Below are 9,886 nucleotides of genomic sequence, written 5' to 3'. Positions count from 1 at the left end.
CCCCCCCCCCCCCCCCCGGGGGGCCGGGGCCCCGCCCGCCCCGCCGGGGCCCCCACGGAGGGCGGTATCCGGCGCGGCCCAACCGACTGGGCGATGCCTATGGTCTTGCGCCCCGCCGCGGGCCGGTTCGCCGCGGGGGGGGTGCGCGAGGCCCTGCGGCTCGCCGTCGACCGCGACGCCATGGTCAAGCAGGTCCTCTCCGGCTACGGCAGCGTCGCCAACGACATCCTCGGCACCGGCGACCCCGCCTTCGCCAAGGACATCCCGCAGCGCACCCGCGACCTCGCCAAGGCCAGGCAGCTGCTCGCCGACGCCGGCTTCGACACCTCCAAGACCTACGACCTGATCACCACCGAGGACATCGCCGGCCTCGCCGAGTCCGCGACCCTGTTCGCCACCCAGGCCCGCGAGGCCGGGGTGAAGATCAACGTCGTGAAGCAGGACTCCAAGGTGTTCTGGGACGCCACCTGGCTCAAGGGCACGCTCTACACCACCTACTGGGGCACCAACGACTCCGTCGTCTTCTTCGCCTCCAAGACGATGCTCTCCGACGCCGGCCAGAACGAGTCCGGCTGGAACGAGCCCGCCTTCGACGAGACCTACCGCAAGGCCATGGGCACCGCCGACGCCGCCGAGCGCGACAAGCTCCTCCACCAGCTCCAGGAGACCGAGTTCGCCGAGTCCGGCTACCTGCTGTGGGGCATGGCCGACGGCATCGACCTCGCCGGAGCGGCCGTGCGCGACCTGCCCAAGCTCCCCGGCTACGGCCGGGTCCAGCTCGAGAAGACCTGGCTGGCGCGTTGACCACCCTTCACCCCGCGGACGCGCGAGCGTCCCGGAGCCACCCGGCCCGCACCCTCCCCGGTGCGGGCCGGGTCGCCCGGCAGGCCCTGCGGCGCCTGGTCCTGCTCGTCGTCCTGCTCGCCGCCGTCTTCGCCGCCGTCGAACTCCTGCCGGGCGACGCCGCGGGCGCGACCTCGGACCGGGGTGTCACCGCCGCCGACCTCGCCGCCCGCCGCGCCGCCCTCGGGCTCGACCGCCCGGTAGCGCAGCGGTTCTGGGACTGGATGACCGGCCTGCCCACCGGCGACCTCGGCACCACCGCACGCGGCCGGCACGTCACCGACGTCCTGGCCGGCCCGTTCCCCAACACCCTCCTGCTCGGCGGCCTCGCGCTGGTCCTCAGCACCGTGGGCGCGCTCGCCCTCGGCGGTTGGTCCGCGCTGCGCCCGGGCGGGCGCACCGACCGGGCCGTCGACGCGCTGTCCACCGCCGCGTTCGCCCTGCCGGAGTTCGTCGTCTCGGTCGGCCTGCTCCTGCTGCTGTCCCAGTGGACCGGCTGGCTGCCGGCCGTCACGCTCACCGGCCCGGACGGCAGCCCCGAGTCCTGGACGATGACCGTCCTGCCGCTGCTCTCCCTGGCGGTCCCCCAGATCGGCTGGAACACCCGCATCGTGCGCGGAGCGCTCGCCGACCAGGCCGCCCTGCCGCACGTCCAGGCCGCGATCCTCGACGGCCTGCCGCGCCGACGCGTCCTCGGCCGCCACATGCTCCCCGGCGCCCTGCCCGCGATCGCCGTGGGCATCGCCACGTCCGCCGGCATGCTGCTCGGCGGCACCGTCGTCGTCGAGACCCTCTTCAACTACCCCGGCATCGGCGCCGTCCTGGCCGGAGCCATCACCGACCGCGACACCCCGCTCGTCGCCGGGGTGGTGGCCGCCGCCGGCGCCGCCGTCAGCCTGCTCCTGCTGCTCGCCGACCTCGTCCGCACCACCGCCCTCGGAGACGAGCGCCGATGACCTTCCCGACCACGACCACGACCCCGGCCACCGCGCCCATCCGCCGGAAGCGACGTGTCCTCGCGCGTGCCGTGCCCGCACTCGTTCTCGTCGTCCTCGCGCTCGCCGGGCCGCTCCTCGCCCCGCACCCGATCGACACCCCGGTCACCTTCCCCTACGCCGGAGCGGGCGGCGACGCACCGCTCGGCGGCGACCAGCTCGGCCGGGACGTCCTCAGCCGCCTCCTCACCGGCGGTGCACCCCTGATCGCCACCGCCCTGGCCATCGCCCTGGTCGTCACCGCGGCCGCCACCGCCATCGGCATCGCCGCCGCCCTGCGCCCCACCCTGGGCCGGTGGATCGAACGCGCCGCCGACCTGACGATCCTCCTCCCTTCCGTCCTGGCCATCATGCTCGTCGCCCTCGCCTGGCCGGCCGGCGGCCGCCTCGCCGTCGCGGCCGCCGCCACCCTGCTCGGCATCCCCTATGCCGTACGCATCGTCGCCGCCGCGGCCGCCCCGATCGCCACCACCGGCTACGTCGAAGCGGCAGCCGCAGGCGGCGAGAACCTGTGGCACCTGACCGTGCGCGAGGTCCTGCCCAACCTGCGCTCCACCGTCCTCGCCCTGTTCGGCCTGCGCTTCGTCGAAGGCGTCTACATCGTCTCCGTCGCCGCCTTCCTCCAACTCGGACCCCAACCCCCGGAAGCCGACTGGGCGTTGATGATCCGCGAGAACGCGGCCGGCCTCACCCTCAACCCCTGGGCCGTCGGCGCCCCCTGCCTGGCCATCGGCCTGCTCGCCATCAGCGTCAACCTCGCCGCCGAAGCCCTCGCCCCCGCCCGGCCCACCCCGGAGACCCCGCTGTGAGCACCACCGCCGCCCACGCTGCCGCGCTGTCCATCACCCTCGACGGCACTCCGCTGCTCACCGACGCCACCCTCACCCTCACCCCGGGCCACGTCACCGCGATCACCGGACCCTCCGGCGCCGGCAAGACCACCCTCCTGCGCGCCCTCGCCGGAGCACTCCCGCCGGGCGCCCACGTCGCCGCCGGAACCCTCACGGTCCTCGGCCACGACATCCTCGCCCTCCCGCCCGAGGACCTGCGAGACCTCCGCCGCCACAAGCTCGCCTTCGTCGGCCAGGACCCGGGCTCCGCACTCAACCCCCGCATGCGCGTCGCACACCTCGTCACCGAGACCGCCACCGACCGCCGCGGCACCTCCGTGCCGGACCTGCTGCGCGCGGTCCACCTGCCGGCCGGCGAAGGCCTCGAACACCGGCGAACCGGGAACCTCTCCGGCGGCCAGCAGCGACGCGTCGCCCTCGCCCGCGCGCTCGCCCGACAGCCCGCCGTCCTCCTCCTCGACGAACCCACCGCCGGCCTCGACGCCGCCCTGCGCGACGACATCGCCGACCTCCTGCGCGCCATCGCCGCCGGCGACGCCATCGCCATCGCCTTCACCAGCCACGACCCGGACTTCGTGGCCCGCTGTGCCGACGACGTCCTCGTCCTGCGGCCCGAACGTCCGGCAACGACCCCGAGGACACCGGCAACGCCGCCGGCGCCCGCACGGGCTCGCGCTTCCGCGGACACGGTGCCGGTCGTCGAGGTGACGGCGCTCGACGCCCACGTCGGCACCGGTCGCAGCCGCCGCCGGGTCCTCACCGGTCTCGACCTCACCCTGCGGACCGGCACGTTGACCGGGATCACCGGCCCGTCGGGGTGCGGCAAGACCACGCTGCTGCGCACCCTCGCAGGCCTCCACCGCCCCGAGGCAGGCCGAATCTCCCTCGGCGGTGAACACCTGGCCGCCACCTACCGGCGCCGCGGCCGGGACCAGCGCCGCCGCATCCAACTCGTCCCCCAGGACCCGCTCGGCGCCCTCAACCCCGCCCACACCGTCGGCGCCACCCTCGCGCGCCCGCTGAAGCTCCACTTCGCCGCGCCCGCCGACAGCCGCGGGGATCGCGTCGCCGCACTGCTCACCGCGGTGGGCCTCGCACCCGACCACGCCGCCCGGTACCCCCACGAACTCTCCGGCGGGCAGCGCCAGCGCGTCTCCATCGCCCGCGCGCTGGCCGCCGAACCCGACGTCCTGCTCTGTGACGAGATCACGTCCGCCCTCGACGCCGACACCGCCGACGGCATCATGGACCTCCTGCGCGACCTGCGCGACGGCCGGGGCCTCGCCGTCGTCCTCGTCAGCCACGACCTGCCGATGGTGGCGGCCCACGCCGACGCCGTCCTCACCCTCGGGGGCTCCGACGGAGCGTTGCTCACGGACAACCGGCCGGCCCCGAGCCCGGTGCGGAGGTGAACGCGCCCGGCCGCTGATGCCGGGGCTCACGAACCCCGCCGCAGCCGGCCCGGTGTCCCGGGCCGGATCTACCTGGGCCGGATCTACCTGGGCCGGATCTACCTGGGCCGGATCTACCTGGGTCGGATCTAACCGGCCTCGGCGGCGTCTGGTTCGTCGGTGGCACCCGCGCCTTCACGCACCGGGGTCCAGCTCCGGCGGGGCCCCGGGGTCAGCGTCCATCCGCCCTCCCCCTGGGGGTCCGGCCGCCGGCCAGTGCCACGGGCGACAGTGGCGCGCACCCGCCGGAGCAGGGAGTTGAGCTCGACGCGCTGCCCCTTCGTCAGGGACGCCAGCAGGTCCTCCTGCACGGCCGACGCATCGGTGTGGAGCACGTCCAGTGCGGCCCGGCCCGACGCGGTGACCGTCAGCACCTCCTGTCGCCCGCCGACGTGGACGACCATCGACTGCAGCAGGTGTGCCGACAGGAGGTCCTCAAGTGCCTGGTCCACCTCGGGCGCGGGTGCCGTCACGCGGGCGGTGAGGTCATGGCGGCCGTGCGGCCCCAGCCGGGCCAGCGCCGACAGCAGCGCGTGGTGGACCGGGGACAACCCTCGTCGTGCCAGCCCCGCCGTCAGCAGGCGGTCGACGGCCTTGCCGGTCTCCGAGAGGAGGTAGACGGTCTGCTCGAACGGACTCGACGATTCGTTCCGCCCGTCGTACACACCATGTCCCCATCATCGGAAGAGCGCGACGCTCCGGGCGCCGAAGAGGTAAGTCGAGGCTCACCATACCCACGCTTCCGATGGTTGGTCTACATCGATGTCGTCACTGCCGCGATCGGCCGGTGACCATCTCCGCCACGTGCTCCACGTGCTCGTGCAGGTTGTAGGCGAGGCCCATCGCCAGCAGGGCCGAGACCAGCACCACGGTGACGAGCGCGGCGGCGACCGCGCGCGGCCCGCGCCCCTTCGGCCCGGCGGGCTCAGGCCCCAGGAGTGCTTCCACTCGCCGGGGCACCGGTCCCGTGCTCACGGAGAGGAAACCCTCGCCGTGCCGTCCGGGAGCGGCGGAGGCGGCCAGTGCGGCACGGGCGATGGCAGTCGCGGCGGTCCGCCGGTCGTCCACCACACGGGCGGCGGCCTCGTCCGCCCACCGCTCCAGGTGGAACTCCAGGGCGCTGCCCAGCCGCCCCAGGGCCGGATGCACGGCGGCGGCGAGGTCGGCGATGCCCGAGAGCAGATGGTGCCGCCCGCTGAGATGGGCCCGTTCGTGCGCGAGCAGCACCGCGCGCTCCGACGGTCGCAGGGCCCTGAGCATGCCCTCCGTCACGACGACGCGGCCGGCGTGCCCGCGGTGGCGGGGCAGGGCGAAGGCCTCCGCTTCCTCGCCCGGCAGGACGAGGAGGTCTCCGTCTGCCGTCCCCTCGCCGGTCAGCCTCCACGCGCGCGACAGCAGCGCGCGATGCCGACGCGCGGCCAGCGAAACCCGGACCACCTGCGCGGTGAGCAGCACCCCGGCGACGCAGGAGACCGGCACCACCGCAGGCCACTGCGCGACCACGCGGGCGAGCGGAAGTCGCTCCAGCCCCGCGAGGAACGGCACGTGGAAGAGGCTGATCAGCGCCGCGACCGTGCCACCCGCGAGCAGCACCGCCGTTCCGGTGAGCGCGAAGGAGGCCTCGCGGGGAGGGAGCAGCCCGGCCAGGCGGCGTGCTGCGGGTACCGCTGCCCACGGGAGGGCGACGGCGAGGGCGACCGTCAGCAGGACAAGTGTCATGCCCCGCCCTCCGGTTCCACCGCGCCCTCCAGGGCCGGGGGCCGTTCGGTCTCCGCTTCGAGGAGGAAGCGACGCAGGGCGTCCCCGTCGTCGGCGGAGAGCGAGGACACGAACCGCTTCAGCACGAGGTCCCGGTGCGGCTCCTTCTCCAGCTCCCGGCGCATCCGGCCGGCCGCCAGACCGGCGGCGTCGGCGACGGGCGCGTAAGCGAAGGACCGCCCCGGCCGGGTGCGGGCCAGGGTTCCCTTCTCGTGCAGGCGGGTCAGGATCGTCGCCACCGTCGTACGGGCGAGGTCCTGCCGCAGGGCGCCCTTGACCTGCTGAGCGGTCAGCGGCTCGTCGGCCGCCCACAGCACCGCCATCACGTCCGCGACGAGCTCCCCGTGCGGGCGCCTGGCCTCCTGGCGGTCCCTCGCCATCTCTCCCCCTCTTCCGATGCGTCCGGTCGGCACATCCCGGGAGCCGACCGGCCCGCCCGAGCCCGGTGTGTGGAGAAGGGGGACGGCTTGCGTAGCTTAGGTGTGCCTCAGCTAACTTTACGGGGAGGGCGACTGCCCACCGCAGGGGGGCCTGGCCCTGTTCGCGGCGGATGCCGGCTTGGCCCTCCAGCGGCAGCTGTTCGGTGGGGGCGTTGTTCTTCTCGGTGCCTGCTATGCGCCGGGGTTGAGGCTGAGGACCGTGAGGCTCGGGTAGGTGTGCCCGCCGATACCGCGTTGCGCGGCCGGGGGAGTCCGGGCCAGGATCGGGGGATGTTCGAGCTGCTGCCGGAGACCGGTCTCGTGTTGCCCCGCGGGGCGGGTGCGCTGCGGTTCGGCATGTCCGAGCGCGAGGCGCAGTGGGCCGTCGCGACCCTGGCGGATGTGCACGAGTACTGGGTCTGCCAGGCCGGTTGGGCCTTCTCGGCCCGCTACGAGGGCTTGGAGCTCCTCGCCTTCGGGGACGTCGTCGACCGGTCGGGCCGCACCGGGCGGGACGTGGACGGGCTGGCGTCCGTCTACGTCCAGCGGCACGACCCCGCGCCGACGGCACCCTCCGCCGTGCCGGTGGTCCTCCAGGACGTCGACCTGTTCGGCTACCCGGCGGCCGAGGTGCTGGCCGCCCTGGAGCCGGACCTGCACCCCGCGGTGAGGCTCCGGCCGGCCCCGACCGGCTTCCTGCGGGAGGCGGGGCTCTCGGCGCTGTGAGGAGGCCCTGGGCGTCCATGTGGACGGCCGGCTATGGAGATCGCTTGGGTCACCGTCTTGCCGGCTTCCGTGTCTCCGACGGGCCGCGCCGGGCCCGAGCTCACTCCGCGCGCAGCCCCAGGGACAGCTGCCCTTCGGCGCAGCTATCCCGGAGCGCGTGCCGCTCCTCGGGGGACAGCCGTCCGGACGCGCCCCGGCGGCTGCCGTCGAGCATGCTCCGCGCGGTGGTCAGCCAGTCGGCGACCGGGTCCACGCCGATGAACTCGGCCAGGCGGGACAGCTCCTGGTCGGGGGCGTCCAGTAGGTCCTCGTAGACCAGCGTGGTCCGCATGGACGGGGGCACGGCCGCCAGGTGGGCGACGCCCTCCGTGACCAGGCGGGACCACAGCTCGCCGAACGCGGTGAGCGGGATGACGCGGTCCCGCACCAGTGCCGGATCGAACCGTTCGCCGAGCAGCGGGGCGAGGTCGGGCGGCAGTGCCCGGACGTGTTCCTCGGTGAGCTCGAAGAACCCGGTGACACCGGAGCGTCGGAGGATCTCGCGCAGGAGCAGGATCGTCCGGTAGCCGGGGTGCCGGCTCATGGACAGGGCGCAGTCGGGGCCGGAGCGGACCAGGTGGACGAACCGGGCCTCCGGGAAGAGCGTCCGCAGGCGGGGGATCCACCCCGTCGAGTACCCCGACCGTTCCACCACGGCCGTACGGCCGAAACGGTCGCCCAACTCACCGAACAACGCCCGGTACTGGTCGGCCGCGGGGCGCGGGGGCCACCGCCGGACCGTTCGTCCGAGGTCGTCGAACAGCTCGTCCGGACGGTCCGACACGTGCGGCAGCACCATCAGCAGGATCGCCGGGATCCCCGGAGCCCCGGCCGAGTACCGCCCGGGCCGCCGCGTGTAGAGGAACTCCGGCAGCGGGATGCCCGAGCGGATCATCTTCTCGAAGACCGGGTTCGGGTCCGCGAGCAGCTGCCAGAACTCCGCGCCCGACAGCGGCCGTTCCGGAATTCCCTCGGCGCCGACGGACGCGAGCAGCTCGTTGAGGCTGAGCACGTCGGGGTGGACGTTGAGAACACGCGACAGCGCGGTCGACCCGCTGCGCCCTGTCCCAACGATGAAGGTCAACGGGCGCACGCTCTCCCCTTCCGGCGAAGTGGTCCAACCGTAGCGGTACTTGAGGCGAAAGCGTGCCACCGGCTCGGGCGGTGGCCTCAGCGGTCCGTTCCGCTTGCCGTCGGGCCGGCCTCCAGCGAGCGCTTCAGCGCGGCGAGCGTCACCGTCATGTTCCGGCGGTTCCACTCCGCGCGGTCACCGGTGCGCAGCACGGTCTCCGTCGTCCAGGCGCTGACCCGGTTGCGGCGGTCCTGCCAGAACTGCTCCACCACCGTCACGCCGCCGTCCGCCTCGCTCCGGGTGAGCCGGAATCCCCAGCGGGCGACCGCGATCGGCCCGAAGTCGACGTCCCAGGCGAAGACGCGCCCCGGCTCGGCCTCCACGACCCGGCAGACGGTGTTCCAGCGGATGCCGCCCTTGCGGTTGTGCCCCTGGAAGCGCGCGCCCGGCACCGGAGCGGCCGGGCTGCCGCGCCACGCGGCACCGGTGCACTCGGGGCTCCACTCGCCCATGCGCGTCACATCGGCGACCGCGGCCCAGACGGTGTCCGGCGTGGCGGCGATCTCCGTCCGGACGGAGACGGATTCGGGGCCGGCACTGGTCATGCGGAGTTCCTCCCATGGGTGTTCCGGGCATCGCACCGCGCGCGGGCTCCCCGCGTCAAGGTGCGCCGGGTCACAGCGCCGGCCGCGTGCCGTCGCTGTCGTCGACGGAACGGGCTTGGAGCCGCGTCGCCCGGGGGAGCAGATCCGGCCGGTCTCGCTATTCGGCGTCCTGCGCCGGGTAGGCGTTCTCGGTGACGTCCAGGACCGCGGACGCGAACTCCGCGGTCAGCCGGTGCCATTCGCCTGCGCCGCGCAGCATCGTGTGACCGCCCCGGGCCATGGGGACGGCCTCGACGACGGCCCCCGCGTCGGCAGCCCGGCGGGCGAACTCCCATGCCAGGGCGGCCGAGGTGACGCGGTCGGACCGGTCGTGCAGGAGGAGCACCCGCCGGCCCTTCAGCTGGTCCACCGGATCTCCTGGCGGGCACCACGGGGCCAGCGCGACGACCCCGACGACCGGAGGACGGCCGGCCGCCGCCACGGCGGCCCTGGCTCCCATGGAGTGGCCGACCAGCAGCAGCGGAGCGTCCGGAGCGAGTGTTTCGAGCGCGTCCATCGCGGCCTGTGCGTCGGCCACGGGATCGGCGCGGGACCCGTTCCAGCCGTGGTGGCGGTAGCGGACGGACGCGACGACGGCACGGGGGAGGGGGCGGCGCAGGGCTCTGGCGAACAGGAGCATGCGCAGGGCCGGGAGGTTCGTGCGGCGAGGCGGCGCGAGGCCGTCCGAGCGGCCGCCCGGCAGCAGGAGCACCCCGGCGTCGGGCATGGCGGGCCGCTGGTGGATCCGCAGGTGCTCGCACGGGCGCGGCATGGGTCCTTCCGTTCGCTTCCGGGTGCGCGGTACACCGGGTATTCGTAGCGCCAGGCGGCGCGGATGGCTCTCGGGAAGCGATGGTGGTCGACGGGCTCGGGCTTGCGGCTACCGCCGGCCCGCCCCGCGAAGGCACCGGTCTCGCCGGAGATCACCGGCCCGTTCAGGGGTGGGCCGGGCGCCTTCGGCTGGTGACCGACGCGTCGGGGCCGTGGCTCGGGGGGTTTAAGAAGGGAGGGGAGGGAACAACACAAAGACCCGAGGTGGTGGGGGTTGTGGTGTTGGTGGGTGGGGGGGGGGGTGGGCAGACTAGAGA

11 protein-coding genes are annotated in these 9,886 nt (G+C 74.5%); 5 read left to right on the top strand and 6 right to left on the bottom strand.

Annotated elements, in window-relative coordinates:
* Positions 1-66 precede the first annotated feature (66 nt).
* Genes ACFV4G_RS41780 through ACFV4G_RS41765 form a run of 4 tightly spaced genes read left to right on the top strand, consistent with a single transcriptional unit; the run spans position 67 to position 4,101 of the window.
* The gene (locus ACFV4G_RS41780; RefSeq protein ID WP_380448569.1) at positions 67-804 is read left to right on the top strand and encodes an ABC transporter substrate-binding protein; all 738 of its coding nucleotides are present in this window, start codon (positions 67-69) and stop codon (positions 802-804) included.
* Positions 801-1,799, top strand: a complete 999-nt coding sequence (locus tag ACFV4G_RS41775; protein ID WP_380448567.1) for an ABC transporter permease — start codon at positions 801-803, stop codon at positions 1,797-1,799. The genes ACFV4G_RS41780 and ACFV4G_RS41775 overlap by 4 nt, the downstream gene beginning before the upstream one ends.
* Positions 1,796-2,647 carry an ABC transporter permease subunit gene (locus tag ACFV4G_RS41770; RefSeq protein ID WP_380448565.1) on the top strand — a complete coding sequence of 284 codons (852 nt, stop codon included), beginning with the start codon at positions 1,796-1,798 and terminating at the stop codon, positions 2,645-2,647. The genes ACFV4G_RS41775 and ACFV4G_RS41770 overlap by 4 nt, the downstream gene beginning before the upstream one ends.
* Positions 2,644-4,101, top strand: coding sequence for an ABC transporter ATP-binding protein (locus ACFV4G_RS41765; RefSeq protein ID WP_380448563.1), 1,458 nt, complete (start codon positions 2,644-2,646; stop codon positions 4,099-4,101). The genes ACFV4G_RS41770 and ACFV4G_RS41765 overlap by 4 nt, the downstream gene beginning before the upstream one ends.
* Before the next feature lie 128 nt (positions 4,102-4,229).
* Here ACFV4G_RS41765 and ACFV4G_RS41760 read toward each other — a convergent pair whose 3' ends face one another.
* The 3 genes from ACFV4G_RS41760 to ACFV4G_RS41750 form a co-directional block, all read right to left on the bottom strand.
* On the bottom strand, positions 4,230-4,805 hold the full coding sequence (locus ACFV4G_RS41760) for a MarR family winged helix-turn-helix transcriptional regulator (RefSeq protein ID WP_380448561.1): 576 nt from the start codon (positions 4,803-4,805) through the stop codon (positions 4,230-4,232).
* A 103-nt stretch (positions 4,806-4,908) separates the two neighbouring features.
* Positions 4,909-5,859: a M48 family metalloprotease gene (locus tag ACFV4G_RS41755; protein ID WP_380448559.1), complete on the bottom strand. Its 951-nt coding sequence runs from the start codon at positions 5,857-5,859 to the stop codon at positions 4,909-4,911.
* Positions 5,856-6,278 carry a BlaI/MecI/CopY family transcriptional regulator gene (locus ACFV4G_RS41750; protein WP_380448557.1) on the bottom strand — a complete coding sequence of 141 codons (423 nt, stop codon included), beginning with the start codon at positions 6,276-6,278 and terminating at the stop codon, positions 5,856-5,858. Before ACFV4G_RS41750 ends, ACFV4G_RS41755 begins: the two co-directional genes overlap by 4 nt.
* 330 nt (positions 6,279-6,608) lie before the next feature.
* Here ACFV4G_RS41750 and ACFV4G_RS41745 point away from each other — a divergent pair, with 330 nt between their 5' ends.
* Positions 6,609-7,043, top strand: a complete 435-nt coding sequence (locus tag ACFV4G_RS41745; protein WP_380448556.1) for a hypothetical protein — start codon at positions 6,609-6,611, stop codon at positions 7,041-7,043.
* Between the two features lie 100 nt (positions 7,044-7,143).
* On the opposite strand, the gene ACFV4G_RS41740 is transcribed toward ACFV4G_RS41745, so the two are convergent.
* The 3 genes from ACFV4G_RS41740 to ACFV4G_RS41730 all read right to left on the bottom strand — a co-directional run bounded on the left by ACFV4G_RS41740 (position 7,144) and on the right by ACFV4G_RS41730 (position 9,570).
* Positions 7,144-8,175, bottom strand: coding sequence for a sulfotransferase (locus ACFV4G_RS41740; protein WP_380448554.1), 1,032 nt, complete (start codon positions 8,173-8,175; stop codon positions 7,144-7,146).
* 77 nt (positions 8,176-8,252) lie between these two features.
* Complete coding sequence (locus ACFV4G_RS41735) at positions 8,253-8,759, bottom strand: SRPBCC family protein (RefSeq protein WP_380448552.1); 507 nt, start codon at positions 8,757-8,759, stop codon at positions 8,253-8,255.
* 157 nt (positions 8,760-8,916) lie between these two features.
* Positions 8,917-9,570, bottom strand: coding sequence for a serine aminopeptidase domain-containing protein (locus tag ACFV4G_RS41730; protein WP_380448550.1), 654 nt, complete (start codon positions 9,568-9,570; stop codon positions 8,917-8,919).
* Between the last annotated feature and the right edge of the window lie 316 nt (positions 9,571-9,886).

It is taken from the genome of Kitasatospora sp. NPDC059747 (assembly GCF_042732955.1).
Taxonomy (GTDB): Bacteria; Actinomycetota; Actinomycetes; order Streptomycetales; family Streptomycetaceae; genus Kitasatospora.
The sequence above is the reverse complement of the archived record's forward strand: the minus strand, read 5'-3'. Positions and strand labels throughout refer to the sequence as shown.